General features: G+C 53.4%; 13 protein-coding genes. All 13 read right to left on the bottom strand.

The window, feature by feature from the left end; genetic code table 11:
- Nucleotides 1-27: 27 nt before the first annotated feature.
- Nucleotides 28-3,699 (bottom strand): dynamin family protein, encoded by a 3,672-nt coding sequence (locus tag EH198_RS00760; RefSeq protein WP_124693651.1) that lies wholly within the window; start codon nucleotides 3,697-3,699, stop codon nucleotides 28-30.
- A gap of 261 nt (nucleotides 3,700-3,960) precedes the next feature.
- Nucleotides 3,961-4,227 carry a hypothetical protein gene (locus EH198_RS00755; protein ID WP_025335516.1) on the bottom strand — a complete coding sequence of 89 codons (267 nt, stop codon included), beginning with the start codon at nucleotides 4,225-4,227 and terminating at the stop codon, nucleotides 3,961-3,963.
- A 47-nt stretch (nucleotides 4,228-4,274) separates the two neighbouring features.
- Nucleotides 4,275-4,940 carry an endonuclease III gene (nth, locus tag EH198_RS00750; protein WP_124693650.1) on the bottom strand — a complete coding sequence of 222 codons (666 nt, stop codon included), beginning with the start codon at nucleotides 4,938-4,940 and terminating at the stop codon, nucleotides 4,275-4,277.
- Between the two features lie 201 nt (nucleotides 4,941-5,141).
- Nucleotides 5,142-7,895 carry an S-layer homology domain-containing protein gene (locus EH198_RS00745; RefSeq protein ID WP_124693649.1) on the bottom strand — a complete coding sequence of 918 codons (2,754 nt, stop codon included), beginning with the start codon at nucleotides 7,893-7,895 and terminating at the stop codon, nucleotides 5,142-5,144.
- An 86-nt stretch (nucleotides 7,896-7,981) separates the two neighbouring features.
- Complete coding sequence (locus EH198_RS00740; RefSeq protein WP_342772014.1) at nucleotides 7,982-8,644, bottom strand: GerMN domain-containing protein; 663 nt, start codon at nucleotides 8,642-8,644, stop codon at nucleotides 7,982-7,984.
- Between the two features lie 138 nt (nucleotides 8,645-8,782).
- Nucleotides 8,783-10,261, bottom strand: coding sequence for an N-acetylmuramoyl-L-alanine amidase family protein (locus tag EH198_RS00735; protein WP_124693648.1), 1,479 nt, complete (start codon nucleotides 10,259-10,261; stop codon nucleotides 8,783-8,785).
- Between the two features lie 162 nt (nucleotides 10,262-10,423).
- On the bottom strand, nucleotides 10,424-11,980 hold the full coding sequence (locus EH198_RS00730) for an N-acetylmuramoyl-L-alanine amidase (protein ID WP_124693647.1): 1,557 nt from the start codon (nucleotides 11,978-11,980) through the stop codon (nucleotides 10,424-10,426).
- A gap of 312 nt (nucleotides 11,981-12,292) precedes the next feature.
- Entirely contained in the window at nucleotides 12,293-12,895 is a 603-nt protein-coding gene (gene leuD / locus EH198_RS00725) for a 3-isopropylmalate dehydratase small subunit (RefSeq protein ID WP_124693646.1), read from the bottom strand.
- 31 nt (nucleotides 12,896-12,926) lie between these two features.
- Nucleotides 12,927-14,351, bottom strand: coding sequence for a 3-isopropylmalate dehydratase large subunit (gene leuC, locus EH198_RS00720; protein WP_124693645.1), 1,425 nt, complete (start codon nucleotides 14,349-14,351; stop codon nucleotides 12,927-12,929).
- 246 nt (nucleotides 14,352-14,597) lie between these two features.
- Nucleotides 14,598-14,984 (bottom strand): LytTR family transcriptional regulator DNA-binding domain-containing protein, encoded by a 387-nt coding sequence (locus EH198_RS00715; RefSeq protein WP_185702696.1) that lies wholly within the window; start codon nucleotides 14,982-14,984, stop codon nucleotides 14,598-14,600.
- A 15-nt stretch (nucleotides 14,985-14,999) separates the two neighbouring features.
- On the bottom strand, nucleotides 15,000-15,143 hold the full coding sequence (locus EH198_RS00710; RefSeq protein ID WP_124693643.1) for a cyclic lactone autoinducer peptide: 144 nt from the start codon (nucleotides 15,141-15,143) through the stop codon (nucleotides 15,000-15,002).
- A 1-nt stretch (nucleotide 15,144) separates the two neighbouring features.
- Entirely contained in the window at nucleotides 15,145-15,672 is a 528-nt protein-coding gene (locus EH198_RS00705) for an accessory gene regulator ArgB-like protein (protein ID WP_124693642.1), read from the bottom strand.
- The gene (locus EH198_RS00700; protein ID WP_124693641.1) at nucleotides 15,665-16,330 is read right to left on the bottom strand and encodes a hypothetical protein; all 666 of its coding nucleotides are present in this window, start codon (nucleotides 16,328-16,330) and stop codon (nucleotides 15,665-15,667) included. The genes EH198_RS00705 and EH198_RS00700 overlap by 8 nt, the downstream gene beginning before the upstream one ends.
- Between the last annotated feature and the right edge of the window lie 181 nt (nucleotides 16,331-16,511).

The raw sequence follows: 16,511 nt of genomic DNA, 5'->3' as shown, positions 1-16,511 counted from the left end.
GTGTTCTTCGACAATTTCCTTCAAACTTCACACTTCCATATTCATCCTGTCGCCAAAAGCGGTTTCCAGCTCCCGCAGCCCGTGAACGAGAAGGGTCCAGCGTTCCGCCGAATCACCTCCTTTCAGCATCGCGGACATGGCCAGATCCTGCTCTTCCAGCGTTTCCCTCAGCGCCACGGCCGCCCTTGCCAGCGCCTGCACCGCAAGCGATTCGTAGTGATCGAGCAGCAGCGTCTCCCGCTTGGCTGCGCCCTCGGCGATGGCTTCCTTCAGCAGCGCCTCCGCCGCGTTCCTTAAAGCGTCCCGGCCGCCGCCTTCAAAGAAATGCTTCGGTGATTTGAACAATCCCCACAGTTTTCCCCAGTCGGCCGGAGGCAGATCGCCTTCCAGACCTTTCGGAGCCGGCCAGGCCTCTTCCTCTTCCGATGCGGAGAACGGAGAGTCCGCCGGCAGACCGAGCTCCAAGGCGGCGGCTGCCGAAGCCTCACGGACCAGCCTGCGGCCGGCTGCCGTAAGGCGGAGAGTCGTCGCCCACAGCTCCGCCTCCAGTTCCCGGCCCGCGGTCCGCCACAGCTCCCGGCCGCAGGCGGCGAAAATCTCCTTCAGCCCACCGGCGCCTTCCCGCAGCAGCGACGGGTGGAAAGATTCCTGAAACATCCGGCCAAACGCGAATCCGATCCGCTGCCGTACATGGAACAGCAGCTCCCCGCCTTCGCGGCGCAGGTCACGCAGGGGACGCTCCTCGGCTGTCAGCCGCATAAGCCGTTCGTCCGCCCTGCGGCGGCGCTCTTCCATACGGCGGCTCTCGTCCTCCCGTTCCGTCTCCGCTTTTAGCGCTATGTCCCGCCATTCCTCCGCGCGGCTGCAGACCGATGACAGACTGTCCAAGGCCGCATTTAGCGAAAGCGCAGGCAGCTCTTCACCGGCGAACCGCCAAAGGGCGGTCTCAAAGGCGCCGAACCGCGACGCTTCATACGACGAGCCGCCCTCCTTACCTTCCAGCGCTTGCATGCTGGAGAGCGCATAAATGCGCGGGTTGCCCAACCCCGCAGACCGGAGGTTCAAGGCGACATGCTCCTTGACTTCCGCCAGTTCCTCCTCATCCGCCGCAAGATCGGACGCGTTGACGATAAAAAACATTTTGTCCAGCGGGAAGCTCTCCCTGATCCGGCCAAGCTGCGAGAGCAGCTGGCGGTCGGCCTTGGAGAAAGCATGATTGTAATAAGTGACAAAACATATCGCGTCGGCTTCCTTCATATAGCCGAAGGTGACGCCGGTATGCCGGGCGTGCAGCGAATCCGCCCCCGGCGTATCGACCAGCACGATGCCGCTTGCCGTCAGCGGGCAGGCATAGTAAAGGTCGATGCCCCGCACGAAGCAGGCCCGGCTTTCTTCGGCGACCAGACTGCGGTATTCGTCAAGTCCTACCGTCCGCGTCGTTCCCAGGAGCGGCTCCGCCTCCTTCCAGCCCCTTTCGGCCGCCATCAAGAATCCGGCGTGCGGCAGAGCCGAAGGATGCAGGCCTTGTGCCGGCAGCTCAGTAACCGCATCGGTCCATGCTCCGGGTTCCGGCTCTTCCAGCTGAAGCACTCCAAAGGAATGGCGGATATCGTCCCATATTTCCTCCCGGTTCTTCATGGTCACCGCCGCCGTTCCATGCCGGTACGGTCCCTCCGGCGCCAAGATCCGGTTCACCGCGGCCGTGGCGGGATGGGGAGACACGGGCAGCACCTCTTCGCCGAGCAAAGCATTGGCGAAGGAGGATTTGCCGGCGCTGAATGCTCCCAGCAGCGCCAGCGTGAACCGGCCGCCGGCGAGGTCCGCCGCCCGCGCCGCCAGGCTGCGCGACGCGAGGCGCATCGCCGGCTCGCCCCGCAGCAGCGAAGCCGCGCTGCCCAGCAGCTGTGCGGCTTCGCCCAGCCGGCGGCGTCCCTCCGCCGGCGCGGGTCCGGCCGCGGCGCCCTGCGCGGCCGCTCTGCCTTCCGCCGCGCGGCGCGGCGGAAGCTCCTGCGGGGCGGCCCCGGCACGGGCCGCCCGCGGGAGAGCGCTCACCTCCGGCAGCAGGCCGGGGGTGAGCGTACGGCGCGGCGGCAGCAGCGCCGCGAGTTCGGCCGCGCGGGCTTCGTACGCGCGGGAGAGCGCCGCCAGCGCGGCGGCGGCACGCGCCTGCCGGGCGCGGGCGTCCCTGCGGCGCGCAAGCTCCGCGCGGCGCGCTTCAAGGAGCGGCGGCAGCTTCGCCAGCAGGCCGTCGGCCGCGCCGAGGGCGGCGCGGCGGTAGCCGCTCCGGATGTCCGCCGCCAGGCCGCGGCAGAGCTGGAGCAGCGCCTCGCCCGTGGCGGGCGCTCCCGGCTTCACCGCTTCCGCCAGCCACTGCGCTCCCGTCTGCGGAAAGCCGCTTTTCAGCGCCAGCTCATCCGCCTCGGTCCACAGCTCCAGCTCTTCGCCCCATGTGCGCACAAGCGACAGCACATGGCCTTCAAGCTGCGCCGATACCTGAAGCTCCAGAGCATCGCCGAGCAGCATGAGCCGGCTCGCCCGCTCTCTATCCCGCTTGGCCGCCGTCGTCAGCAGCCCCGTCCGGAAGCCGGGCCTCAGGCTGTCAGCGTAGCGGCTTACCGCATCCCTGATATCGGCGGGCATCAGGTTGGCGTTGCCGAGAAGAGCGTCCAGGCTGCCGCGAAGCTGATGTCGCGCCCGTTCAGGCAGCGTTTCCAACTCCTTCTCTTCTGCTTCCATAACAGCCAGCTCATGTTCCAGTCTGACGGGATCTTCGCCGCCAAGTTCTTCCAGCAGCGCTTCCCTTTCCTCCCGCTGACCTTCACGGAACGAGGATAGGTAAGCCTCGGCCGTATGCTCAATCGAGCAGGACAGACTGTATTCCAGAAGCGTTTCCCGCCGTTCCAACAGTTCGGTAATCAGGCGGGGGAGGCTTTCCCAATTGCTTAACGGGTGTTCTTTTTCCTTCAGCGAAGTAAACAACAGACCGGCAAATTTCACGCCCCAATTCCGAAAAGCATTTTCTGCCTGCTTCCGGTAGCCCTCAATGGATAATTCCGATTCCCGGTGCTTGTCGATCTGATTAATAACCAGGTACAGCGGCTTGCCCCAATCGCTCAAATTTTTGGCGAAAGTTAGGTTATCCTCGGACTGCACATGATTGTAATCCATGATATAGAATACGATGTCCGCCAAATGCAGCGCCGACCGGGTCGCGCTCTGATGCCCCTCGTCCGTGGAGTCCACTCCCGGCGTATCCATCAGCACGCCATGCGGTTCAAGAACCGGCACCTTGTCCCAGACTTCGATTGCGGTGTATTCACCGCCAAGACGGCAGTAATCCCGAAGCTGCTCCGACGAAACTTCCTTAGGTTCACTTATACGGCTGCGTGACGTCTCCCGATAGATCAGCGCCCGCGGACGACCGCAACGGATGGAGACAATATTGGCACTTGTCGGAACCGGTCCCGAAGGAAGGATATCTCTACCGCATAAAGCGTTGATCATACTTGATTTTCCTGCCGAAAAATGACCGCAGAAGGCGATAGTCAATTCCCTCTTCTGCTCTTTTTCCAGCAAATCCGCGAATATATGCGCGCTCTCTATGTCTCCGTGCCGCTCCGTCCATTCGGAGAGCTTTTGCAGATATCCGGCTGCATCTGTATTTCCATAGCTTTGTACGCTCTCCCGCTCTGCACTCACGTATTTCCACCTCTGCAGCCATGATATAGTCCAAAACTAGAATAATTCCATTTTATCACCGGATTGGCACAAATCAAATATTTTGAACTTGGATAGAGAACACTTCCGGCGTCAAGAAGGAGGGCGAGCTAAAAGGCGATGTCTTTTATCCGAATGCGGTTCTGTTTTACAACAATTGAGGAACTGTTAGGAGCAGATGTGCGGAGATATGCGGACATAAAAAACGGAGCCCCCAATAATGGGACTCCGTCTCTTCTTAGCTTAGGCGCTTTCGAGCACCGGCAGCAGAATTTCAAATACTTTGCCATGCTGAAGGATCGTCAGCCCGCGGGATTTGTCTTTCATAACCACAACCTCAGGCTTTTGCGCCATGCGCTCCAGGTAATGCTCGGGTACGTCGCCGGAATGGCTGATCGTAATGCCCTCCACTTCCTGTTCTTCGTTCTCTTCCATCGAACTGTCTACTACACGGTCGAAAATATCCGAGAACAGCTCAAAATTGTCAGTGTATACGGAAATGCATTTCATTCCTATCCCATCCTCTTCTTCTCTCTGACTTTAGCCGCCACGCTTCGCTATTTATTATCTTGCCTGACTCGCGACGTTTTCATACGTTTCTTGCCTTCCCGGCACACATCCAGAAGAGGGCAAACCTGACATTTCGGATTCTGCGCTTTGCAGTGATATCTTCCGAAAAAAATCAGCCGGTGATGGGTCAGCGTCCATTCATCCTTCGGGACTGCCTTCATCAGCTTTTTCTCGACCTCAAGCACGGAATCCTTCCAGCCCGCGAGCCCCAAACGCTTGGATACCCGCTCCACATGCGTGTCCACGGCAATCGCCGGTACGCCGAAGGCGTTGGAAACGACCACATTGGCCGTCTTGCGGCCGACTCCCGGGAGCGTCACCAGCTGATCGTGAGCCTCCGGCACCTCTCCTCCGTACTGTTCGATCAGGATAGCGCACAAATTCTGAATATGCTTCGCCTTATTGCGGTACAACCCGATTCGGCGTATGTCCTGCTCCAGCTCTTCCAGCGGAACGGATACGTAATCCAGCGGAGTTCTATACTTCTGAAATAAGTCCGCAGTGACCTTGTTCACCGTTGCATCCGTGCATTGGGCTGACAGCAGCACCGCGATCGTCAGTTCGAATGCATTACTGTGATTCAGCTCGCAGTCTGCATCCGGAAACATTTCGCCAATCGTATCCAAAATGTGACGGACGTCAGAAATCTTCATGTTTCTACCTCACATGTCGGTATATCGGTCAGCAAGCTAAAAATGGCTGCACCGGCTATCCAAGGAAAGTCCAATAAAGTAAGTATTATAGCAGGGTGGTCACATACATTACAAGATCGTATCGCCTCATTCTCAAAAAAAACGCCCTGACGCAGGAAGCCATGCGTCAAGACGGTATCTCTTGCAGAAAGCCGCCATTCCTTACTGCTTCACAATTTCAACTACGATATTGTTATTGAAATATAGTGTAATTTTATCATTTTCTTTGATAGATTGCACGGACAAAGTCGTGTCGCCTTGGTGAATGTATACGTTTGGCGATATGGTAAACCGGTAATTTTCGTCATCTACCGTATCCCGCTTAACGACAATACGGCCTGCTGCGGCATCGTAGCTCGAAAAGCTGCGGCTTTGTACGGGCAGAACGCGCACGATTGTCGTTCCGTCCGCATCCTTCCGAACCTCCGCTCTTTCGGATAACGAGAGAGAACCGAGCGCGCCTGAAGCCGCGCTGTCACGGACAATTTTGACGCTGCCTCCAGCTCCGAACGTTTGGACAGCGCCCGAATAATCTTTGACGCTCAGCGATCCGGCTGCGGCATCTATCGCCGTAACCTGGCCTGTCGTCAGCTTGACGGACTGAATCGACAGAGGAGAGTTTCCAAGCGCGGAGACATTCACATAATCTCCGGCTTTAAGATCGCTAAGCTTGATCGTCTGCCCCGCCTCGTCGGTCAGCGGAAGCGCTAGCGTATAAATATCAATATTCCCTCCGGATGTCTTGACGCCCAATTTGTTGTTCGCCGCGTCGACATACGCCAGTTGAAGCTGCTGGGATGTCTTCACCTTGAGCGAAGTCAGAACATCCTGGCTTGTCGGCAGGAAGGCAGTCACGACAGTGCCAACGGATACGTCGGTAATGGAAAGACCGGTCCGTCCGAACATCTCGACCATCGGCGGATAAGGCAGACTCAAGGAGCGGCCGTCTGCCGTTTTCAGCACAAACATTTTGGTCGCGGTGTTGACCGAGGTCAGCGTACCTTCGTATTTGCTTACAATTTCCAGAGAGAGCATACGCTGTCCGAGGGCGCTGACATTGACCTTCCGGTTCTCTGTCAGCATAGAAGCGATGCTGCTCAGCGTCGGCAAATTGCCGTTCGCGTTAATAAACTTCGTATTCGCGTCAAGCTGATAGACGTGCGCTTGATTGCCGCTGTCCGTGACCGTCAGCAGATTCGTCTTGAAGTTATAGCTGACGACCGTCGTTCCAAACAGTTGCTCCAGCCGGCGGTTAACAACGGTGATCTTGGTAACCTGATCGCTGCCGTTTAACGTCAGTTCCACAGTGTCGCCGTAAGTGGCATCGGCAATGAGGTCCGCCGCGGCCGGTTTGGCATAGCCCTGAATGACAACGGCAGTGCTCGCCGCCAGCAGTTGGACGCCGCGTGTGCCGTCCGCTTTCTTATAAACGACGGAGGAGTCGGTCAGCTCGGTCAGCATTCCCTGCACCGTCCGTTCAACCGACTGCGTTACCTCGACGGAAGCGATTAAACTGTTCTTGATCGTGTAATTCACCGCGGTGCCCCCTTTCAGTTCAGAGGGCTGCAGAATGGCCTTCTGGTAGCTGAACAGGGCGCTGTCTGACCATTTGAACGTATCCTCCGTTCCGGAAGCGTTCGTGAAGGTTATCGTCTTGGCGGTAAGGTCGATGCTTTTGAGCGTTCCGGATGACGTTTTATTGACGATTCCGGAGGTGACCTGAACTTTAAGAACTTTGTTCTGTCCGGTAAATGTCTCGCGTGTGATCGCCACGATGCTGTCCTCCGAAATCGAGGAAGCCGCAATGGCGCTGCCTCCCGCATCGACAAAGGAAGTAGCGTTGTCGAAAGCATATTCCGGATAACCTTCAGCGCTTTTCAGCCAAAACTTATTGGCGCTCGGAGACAGTCTCGCGAACGTGCCTTGAGTCGTCTCCACCTGTGGTTTCGCATCGGACAGCTCTACATAGGAAGCCGCTCCGTTCTTTCCGATGACCGTCACCTTGGTATAAGGCTGGATATCGTTCAGCGAGATCGCCGTATCGGCGGCGCTGGTGAAATATGCTGTGCCGGAGCTCAATGAATATACTGCGGAAGCCGCACCGCTGTATACCGTCATTTTACCATCCTTCAATTCGGTCACGATGCCGCTTGCCGTGTTGTCGTACACGGCCGCCGATTGGGCTTCCGCCCGGCTGAAAAAGGTGGCGAGCTGCGCCCGCGTAACCTCTCCTTGCGGATTGAAAATATTCCCTTTCAGTCCGTTCGTCAATCCGAGATCAATAGCCGCGTTGATATATCCGCGTTTGTCCGAGGAAATTTTGGCGTCATCCGCGAAACCTGAGGGTTCATTTGTCACTGACAGCGCATCTGACGTCTTGCCGAGAGCGCGAATTAACAATTCGGCAATCCACTCGCGCGTAGCCTTGCGTGTCCCCCAGGACGACTTCAGATTGTCCGCCGACATTTCCGTCGCCTTGTCCAGGACATTCTGCTGGAAGGCCAGCACGACATAGGGTTTGTAATAATTGGACACATCAAAGCCGGTCGGCAGCGCCGTGGCCACACTGTTGGCCGCCGCCTTGTTTTCGAGCTTCATAAAACGCAAAGCCATCAGCACAGCTTCCTGCTGGGTAACGGGGTCGCCCGGACGGAACTTTCCGTTGTTGCCCACTATGAGTCCCTGAGCGGCCAGTTTGTAGATATGCTTCTCGGCCCAAAAGCCGCTGCTTACATCGGAGAAAGCCCCCGTCTTGGAAACCGTCATTGACGCGGTCGCCGAAGCGCCCGCGGCTGAAGCGCCGTCTGCGAATACCGCTCCAGCCCCGCCGAAAACCATTGCCCCGGCGAGCAAGACGGATATCGTCTTCTTCGTGTATTCCCTGCTGTTATTATTGCGTTTATTATTTCCCGACAATTTGGAATGTTCCCCTCTCTGCGTCTAGATAAAGGTCGCTTTCATTAGCAAAATTCGACATAACGCCGTACTATTCCTGCGCCAGTTTACTGGCTGTTGTCTCTGGTCATTGGATGCAGCAGATCCGCGTGCCCCATCAGGCTTTCGACCTGCTCTCCATCCACCAGCAGTTCAATGCTCTGAACCTCAGGGAACTGGAACAGCGTCTTGGTCAGCGCGCTGAGCGCAAATGATTCGCCGCCGGCCCCAAGCTGGGCTTCCGCCGGTTTATGAATGTCCATCACGATTTGTCCGTTCTCGAACTTCAGGGACTTCAGCTCCATTTTCCCCCATAAGGAAATCAGATCCGCGTTATCGCTGTTTTGCAGCGCTTTGAAGGCTTCGGTATATTTTTCGGTATCATTCTTGTAAGCTATGGTGGCCTTTGCCGGCTTCAAATCCATCATTTGAGGATCTGTGTAATAGACATCGATGCTCTTGCTCTGTTTCTCCTCTGACGTCGCATCGCCCGGTGACGGCTCGGCTGTAGAATCCGCAGTTCCTGCTGTCGGCTGAGCCGTAGGATCAGGAGCAGCGCTGGCCGCCGGCTGCGCTGAACCCTCAGTGTCCTCCTCCGCTCCGCTCACTACTGCCGGAGAAGAGATGCCTCCCTCATTAGCCGGCGCTGCAGACGGCTTGCCGCCGCATCCTGCCAGCATAATCAGAAGGGCCGACGCGATGCCGATAAGCCCCATTTTTTTATTCAACATTTCAACGCCTCCCTGAAAAATTCTTCACTTTTGCATATCGTGGGTAAATATATAAGAAGAGCAGACCTTCTCGCAAAGCATTCTCTATCCCTTACGGGCAGAAGCCTGTCTTTGCGGCGCCAGTCTGCCGCAGGTTTGTTAACTGATTCCCAGATACTCTTTGATTCCGCTCACGATCGAAGCGGCCACCCTGTCTTGCAAATCGTTCGTAAACAGGAGAGCTTCGTCTTTCTTGTTGCTGAGATAGCCGACCTCAAGCAGAACCGCCGGCATTTTCGTTTCACGGATCACATGAAAATTGCCGTACTGCACGCCCCGGTCGCTCAGACCTGTCGCCTGTACCAAATATTTGTGCATGACTTTGGCGAACGCTTTGCTCTCATCCCGCTTAAAGTACGTTTCCGTGCCGCTGGCAACCGAAGTGGAGCTGCTGTTGGCATGAACCGACACGAACAAATCAGCGTTCAGGTTATTGGCAATGGCCACCCGGTCCTTAAGTTCGAGAAAGGTATCGTCGCTGCGGGTCAGCACAACGTCGATGTTGGCCTCTTTTTTCAGCAATGCCTGTGCTTTCAGGACTACCGCCAGATTAAAGTTCTTCTCATACTTTCCGGTTACTCCGATCGCGCCCGAATCCTTGGCGCCGTGTCCGGCGTCCAGCACGATCAATTTTTTGCCGTTGCTGCCTGGAGGAACCGTGGTGTCGTTCGTGGTGCCGGTGCTGCCGGCTGCTGCCAGCCCACCAATGGCGTTCAAATCCACAATGGCCAGCTTTGACGTAGAATCCACCGATGTGCTGTAACCGAAATCTTTGGAATAATTAAGCTGAATGACAAACCGTACCGTATACGGATTGCTGCTAAACAGCGAATAGCGGATTTCCTTAACATCAGGGTATTCCGTTGCATCAAGCTTTCCCTGGAGGTTGGGGTCCAGGCTCTGACCCGAGCCGAAGGCGTCGGAGAAGGTGGCATTCGGAATATCGACCACAATCCGGTCCGGATTGTTCAGTACGGAAATCTTCGGTTCAGAGGAGCCGTCCATCGCAATAATTAGCTGATTCCCACTGAAACTTACGCCATTAACCATCGTTAGATTATCGGCGGAATCCGGTGGAGACGTCACTGTGCTTGTCCCTTCTCCGGATGAATTGCTTCCTGTGGATGAGCCGCTATCGGAGGAAGCCGCCGGAGATGTAATCGTTACTGTCTTCTCCTTGTTATCCCATTCCACAAGCAAGCCGAATTGCTCCGAAATAAAGCGGATCGGCACCAGCGATGTGTCTGTCTTCAGAACGGGCGCCTCGGTAAGAATGACGGTATTGCCGTCAACCGACGCTGTTTTTTGGCCTACCGACAGCTTTATTACCTTTCCTTCCTGCTTAATTGTGACCGTCTTGGCGCTCTGGTTCCATTCCACTTTGTAGCCCAAGTTTTCGACAATCATCCGAAGAGGCACCATGATGGTTCCGTTCACGTTCTCGACCGGGACGCTTTGTCCTGCGGTCAGTTCCTTGCCGTCGAGGAAAATCTTGTTGTTTCCAGAAGCGGCATGTCCATTTTCCGGCATAATGAATACGAATAATAGCACCAGCAGCATAAAACTTAACTTCTTCATCCTTCACCTCTAAGAATCTAGTATTCCGCCCCGGAACGGCGTTCTTGGTGGTGTCCTTCGACGACCTTTGACATTTATTAGACGCCGGTCGACTTAAAAAGTTGCGAAAGTTTTCCATTCCCTTCGGCACTTCAGACGACCATCCCCCCGCCGGCGAACGGCCTATAGACCCAAATATTCAACGATGCCCGCCGCAATTTCCCTGGCAAGCGAATTCTGAAGATCCTCCGTATACAGCGCCGCTTCTTCTGCCGGATTGGTCAAATAACCGGCCTCCAGCAGCACCGCGGGCATTGAGGTTTCCCTTGTCACATGCAGACTCTTGGTTCTGACTCCGTTATCCTTGAAGCCTGTTCCCTCTACCAGATGCTTGTGCATGACTCGGGCCAGCGGCAGACTTTCACTGCGGGAATAGTAAGTTTCGCTGCCGTTAACCTTGTTCCAGTTGGACGCGGTCGTCGGCATCGCATTCGCATGCAGCGATACGAACAGGTTCGCTCCCGCCGCTTCCGCTACATTTACGCGATCCTGCAGTCCCAGCGTCACATCGTCCGTCCTTGTAAAGACGACAGTCACTCGTCCATCGCTTTGCAGCAGAGCCCCGGCTTTCAAAATCACCGCCAAATTGAAATCTTTCTCTACTCGTCCCGCTGAGCTGATCGCCCCGGGTTGTGTACCGCCGTGTCCGGCGTCCAGCACAACAACTGGTTTACCTTCGCCGCTGGCGATACCTCCAGCATTACTCGCGTTCAAATCCACGGTGATAAGTCCGGCGCTGTCATCAACGATCATCCGGTACGGTAAAGTTTCCGTCGTTTGAATTTCAAACCGGACGGTGGACGGATTGCTGCCGGACAACGAATATCCGATGCCGGCCACCAGCGGATATCCCGTAACATCAAGCGTACCTTGGGAAGCCGGCGCACCGGATGCCGCTCCTCCCCCTACGGCAAAATCAGCCGCCAGCGCAGCGCCCGGCAGCTCGACTACAATTCCGGTCGGGTTATCCATGGCCGTAATATTCGGCTTCACACTGCCGTTGACGGCAATGATTAGCTGATTCGCGCTGAATGCCGCCCCTTTTACTTGTACGGTTGCAGCCGTTCCAGTCCCGGCCGGAACCGTGGAAGATTGGGGTGCCGAAGAGGCAGTACCCGTCACTATGCCAGTGGTCGGAGTCGGTGCAGGTGTAGGAGACGGCGAACTGACTACAGCCGGGCTTACCGACGGAGACGGCGTTGGAGACGGCGCCGAAGGAACCGGGGTAGGACTTGACGAATTTCCCGACAAGTAAACAATTTTATCTTCATTGTCCCAGCCGACTCCAAGCCCGAACTGTTCTCCGACAAAACGGATTGGAACCAGCACCGTCCCGCCGCTTTGTTTCGGTGCAGCATTCAGGCTGAGCGCAACGCCGTCCGCATCGGCCTGTTTGTTCCCGACAAACAGCTCAATCTCCTTAAAATCCTGACGAATGGTCACTTTGCGCGTCTTTTGCTCCCAAAGCACTTCGTATCCCAGATTTTCCGTGACTACGCGAATCGGGATCATCACGCTTCCGTTGACATTTTCCAGCACAATGCCTTTGGGGAGCGCCAGCTCCCGGTTGTCCAGTACAATTTTCCCGCTGCCCGCCGCGGCCGCTTCCTGTCCCGACCAAGCGGCAAATAACAACAGGGGCAGCAGCAGCGCGAACATTTTCAGACAAGCCTTCCTCATTCTCTTCTCCCCTTACTCCCTAATTGTAGAACAACTGCGATAATCTCCTGACGCAGGCATTAGCCAAAAGTTACACGCAAAGCAGCAATTATACCGATTTTTCGAAATCTATGTAAAACTTCTATTGAAGTATCTCGTAGATGCCGCCGCGTCCTTCTTTTTGCGGTGCTCCTCTTGAAGTATCCGGAAGTTTAGTCCTGTTGTTTATTCATTCTGTTATTATAGCAAAAAAACTTCCATTCCCGGTGTCGGAAATGGAAGTTTTGTGTAAAACTTTATGAGATTTGTACCTGATTAATGCTCAAGCCCTTCTTAGGCAAAAAGCTTGGCAGCATTCTTCTGCTCATAAGCTGCAATTTCGTCCTCGTGCTGAAGCGTCAGGCCGATGTCGTCCAGACCTTGCAGAAGGAATTGACGGCGATGCTCGTCAAGATCAAAAGCGATGTTCAATCCGTAGGCGTCATTGATCGTTTTGTTCTCAAGATCGACGGTCAGTTCATAGCCGTCATGGGCAGCCGTACGCTGGAACAGATCTTCTATCTGCTCTTCCGAAAGCTTGATCGGCAGAATGCTGTTCTTGAAGCAGTTGTTATAAAAAATATCGGCAAACGACGGTGCCAAAATCACCTTAAAGCCGTAGTCCAGGATCGCCCATGGAGCATGTTCTCTGGAGGAACCGCAGCCAAAGTTGGCTCTCGAGATCAGGATGGACGCACCCTTATAGCGGTCCTGATTCAGCGCAAATGCGGGATTATCCTTGCCCGCTTCGTCGAAACGCCATTCAAAGAACAGAAACTGTCCAAATCCCGTCCGTTCGATCCGTTTGAGGAACTGCTTCGGAATAATGGCGTCCGTATCCACATTGACCCGGTCCACGGGTCCGACAATTCCGGTTAATTTCTTAAAAGCTTCCATCTATGTTACCCTCCCGATTGTTCTCGAATTCTTAAGAGCTGACGGCTTCCGTCTTGAAGTTCCAATCACGTACATCCGTGAACCGACCTTTGATCGCAGCAGCAGCTGCCATTTCCGGCGATACGAGATGTGTACGTCCTCCGCGGCCTTGGCGGCCTTCGAAGTTCCGGTTGGAAGTAGATGCGCAGCGCTCTCCCGGCTGCAAAATGTCGGGGTTCATCGCCAGACACATGCTGCATCCTGCTTCACGCCACTCAAAACCGGCTTCCTTGAAAATCTTGTCCAGACCTTCTTTCTCGGCCAAAACCTTCACTCTTCCCGAACCCGGCACGACAATCGCCGTCACATTCTCAGACACCTTATGGCCCTTGGCAACCTCGGCTGCCGCGCGCAAATCTTCGATCCGGCCGTTGGTGCAGGAGCCGATGAAGACATAGTCGATGGCGATTTCGGAAATCGGGGTTCCAGGCTGCAGATCCATGTATTCCAGCGCCTTTTCAGCCGCTTTACGTTCGTTCTCGGTAGCAAAGTCAGCCGGATTCGGAACCGTAGACGTAATGTCGGTACCCATGCTCGGGCTTGTGCCCCAGGTTACCTGCGGGATGAGCGAGTCCACATCAAACTCGACAACGGTGTCGAATTCAGCGCCTTCGTCGGTCAGAAGCTGCTTCCAAGCCGCAACGGCCGCGTCAAATGCTGCGCCTTGCGGAACGTATTGACGGCCGCGCAGATATTCGAATGTCTTCTCGTCGGGAGCGATCATCCCCGCTCTGGCTCCGCCCTCGATGGACATATTGCAGACGGTCATCCGCTCTTCCATCGACAGCTCGCTAATGGATTCACCCGTGTATTCAATAACATAGCCTGTGGCGAAATCCGTGCCGTATTTGGCAATCAGTCCGAGGATCATGTCTTTTGCCGTTACGCCGGGATTGCGTTTGCCGATAAAGCGGACTTCCATCGTCTTCGCTTTGGCCTGCTGCAAACATTGAGTCGCCATAACATGCTCTACTTCGCTTGTGCCGATACCGAAAGCAAGGGCTCCGAAAGCGCCGTGAGTAGAAGTGTGACTGTCACCGCAAACAATCGTTTTGCCGGGATGCGTCAGTCCCAGTTCCGGCCCCATAACGTGTACGACCCCATTGTCGAGATCGTCAAGACCGAACAGTTTGACTCCGAAATCGGAGCAGTTCTTCGAGAGCGTGTCGATCTGCTGTTTGGAGATCGGGTCCGTAATATTGTAGCGGTCCTTGGTAGGAACGTTGTGGTCCATCGTTGCAAAAGTCAGCTCCGGGCGGCGAACCTTGCGTCCACTCAATCGAAGTCCTTCAAAAGCTTGCGGCGAAGTTACCTCGTGCACCAGATGCAAATCGATATATAGAATGCTAGGTTTGCCTTCTTCTTGATGGATAACGTGATTGTCCCAGATTTTCTCGAACATTGTCTTCTTGCCCATGATTTCACCTCGTCATAGATTCGTTCATTAAGTAAGGGAAAAGCGATTCTCCCTTGGAATGATATAAATATAACATGAGACTGTTTATTACGCCAAGATATAATATCTATAGTGCCTATAGGCCCTGCTTATAAGTCGGGATAGCTCTGCTATTTTGTAGAGTGAATAATGTCTCGGTCAGAAAATGGTTTTGTGATTGTTTTAGATATAGAACAGCAGCAAAAAAGGAGCCTCCCCGGCTCCTTTTTAACTCTCCTGAATGCTGATTCCAGGATTTATTAAATTGAGCGATTTCTTGACCTCATTGAACCGGTATCCGGCGATAATGCATCTTTTGGATTTTGACGTAATATTGCTTTCAAAATACGCGACTTTGAATGTTTGATCCAGTACGACCACCTTGTCCAAATTCAAAGAGTTGCTTCGGTCAACCAAGGAAAAATTATGCCCGCTATTATTCAGTACTTCGTTCCAGAATGTTAGCGTGCCGATCGTATAAAATATGGTGTCCGCGGTATGCACCAACACTCTATCGATACTCTTGGAATAACTGAGCATTAAGATGCTATCGATTTCAATATTGGTTATTCCGCTCTTCCCGCCAACATCTTTTGTTACCGATAATAACGTCATAGTCCTCATCTCCATTTATTTAAGAAGCTCTTCCGGAACATCTCCAGAATAAACATACCAGGCACTTGCAGTATCGACAGTGGTAACAGCAACAAAGCTCAAAAGGGCAGCCACTTGCAGCATAGCTCTATGCTTCATTCCTTTGACTATTTTTCTCATCCTATTGTTCACCTCCTTTCAAGCTGCTTACAAGCGAAATTCCTTGAATAAAAAAGGTTGCCGCGATCACGGGGGAGGCTACAATAAAATTGACGAGTACAATCAAACACGAAATGATCTTTAACTGTGGATAAAAGGACTTGGGGATGCGGGACTGCTTTTCAATTCTGGAGGGAGCAAAGATAGCGACAAGCAATAAACTCGCCATATTCAGAAACAATACATAACTTCGTTCTACATTGAAAAAGGATATGGCTGTTAGCATCGCGCTTGAGACCAGCACACACATCATACCCGTCTTCAGATGAAAACCGCCTGAAACCTGTCTTAATAACGGAAAGGCAATTAAAGCGATAACGGCCCCTCTCGTATTACCAGTAAACAACGAAACAGCTAAAGTTAATAAAATGATCATAAAGGCATTAATAATGATGCTAAGTGAAAATCTCATCACATTAACAGAGATCGGATGTTCAGGAATTGACCGTTTAATCCCTTGGGCGAGTTTTAGAGAAATAAACTCAATCACGCTTTTTTTCCTTTCTTACCGCGTAATATAAAAAGAATATAACGGCGACTGAAACGAATAAAGCATCAAAGACATTGTTTCTTCTTTCCAGTAAAAAAATAGTAAGCGCTAAGGCGCAACCGATAACTAGATATAAAGCGAGAGTTTCACGCTTCAGACGCAGCTTTTCAAATTCAAATGTAAAGCCGCCCCCGAATATGTAGAAAACCCTAGAGCCGGCAATTCCCAGGAAACTGCTTAACGTCTGCAGAAAGTAGCCTTTTTCCGGATGAAGCTGCAGCTCGGAGACTGCCAGAACTCCAAAAGATAACTGGACAATCAGAACCTGCAGCAGTACATACAAAAAGTATCCTGTTACCGAGATAATCCCCGACCACACCAGCGGGATCTTCATGACTGTCGCCAGCAGCAAAGTAAACAGCAATATATTGATCAGCGGCACAAATGCGGGAGTTTGCAAATCCTCTCTTAAATAGAAGCTTTGTAAATCCATCAAAAGGATCAAAAAAAGGGCCTGAAAAAAGAACTCCGACGGATGCAACCTAAATAAATACATCATTATAAAATAAATTGCCACAAATTCTAAAGTTGAAAAAAACACGAAAGCTAAAGGCTCAAGTGACCAAGACAATACCAACACCGCCTGACATTTTTTCACTCTGGACTATCCTAATTATATATCTCCTTGCATATTGACGTATACTGCTATTTTACTATATCAGACAATTTTAGACTGCACCGGTTTTTATGTTTGGGCAAGGAAAAATTTCCTCAAACTATGATTCTATCATACACGAACAAATGTTCGTTTTCAATCAAATCTACGAACTACTAATTAA

The organism is Paenibacillus rhizophilus, from assembly GCF_003854965.1.
Taxonomy (GTDB): Bacteria; Bacillota; Bacilli; order Paenibacillales; family Paenibacillaceae; genus Paenibacillus_AQ; species Paenibacillus_AQ rhizophilus.
Note: the sequence above shows the minus strand (reverse complement) of the source record. Positions and strands in the feature narration are given on the sequence as shown.